This window comes from Helicobacter sp. WB40 (assembly GCF_027859275.1).
GTDB lineage: Bacteria > Campylobacterota > Campylobacteria > Campylobacterales > Helicobacteraceae > Helicobacter_D > Helicobacter_D ibis.
On record NZ_JAQHXS010000026.1, the window covers coordinates 1 to 479 of the forward strand.

A 479-nucleotide genomic window follows, 5' to 3' on the forward strand; every position below is an offset into this window, starting at 1 on the left:
TTATCTATGCACCTAAGCTATTGTTGTATGTAGATGAGGAGATACGACTGCTTGGCTTTAGTGCGTATGGAAATAATCCTTGTAGATTTAAATACGAAGATAAAATCTTAGAATCAAAATCGCTAATCTACACTCCTAAAGTCGCAGGAGAAGTTGAAATAACATTTGAATCACAAAATGACGAAAAAGAATGGATAAGCGATAAGCTAATACTAAGAGTGATTGAAAGGAATGAGAATGAATAAGATTATTTTATGTGGTTATTTAGGTAAGGACTTTGAGCTTGTAATTGGTAAAAATACATATGCCAAAACAAGCATAGCTATAAGTGAGAGCAGAGAAAAAGACGGACAAAATGAAGTCCATACAAACTGGTTTCCAATAATCATCTTTGGTAGAAGGGCAGAAGTCGCACACAAATACTTCAAAAAAGGTGATAAATTCTTAGGAAGTGGCAAAATACATACAAGCTCTTTTAC

At 33.6% G+C, this 479-nt stretch carries 2 protein-coding genes; both read left to right on the plus strand.

Annotated features, from left to right (window positions below):
- Positions 1-245: hypothetical protein (locus tag PF022_RS08785; protein WP_271023581.1), on the plus strand; the 245-nt coding region annotated here is incomplete at its 5' end.
- On the plus strand, positions 238-479 hold a 242-nt coding region (locus PF022_RS08790), incomplete at its 3' end, for a single-stranded DNA-binding protein (RefSeq protein ID WP_271023583.1). The genes PF022_RS08785 and PF022_RS08790, both read left to right, overlap by 8 nt.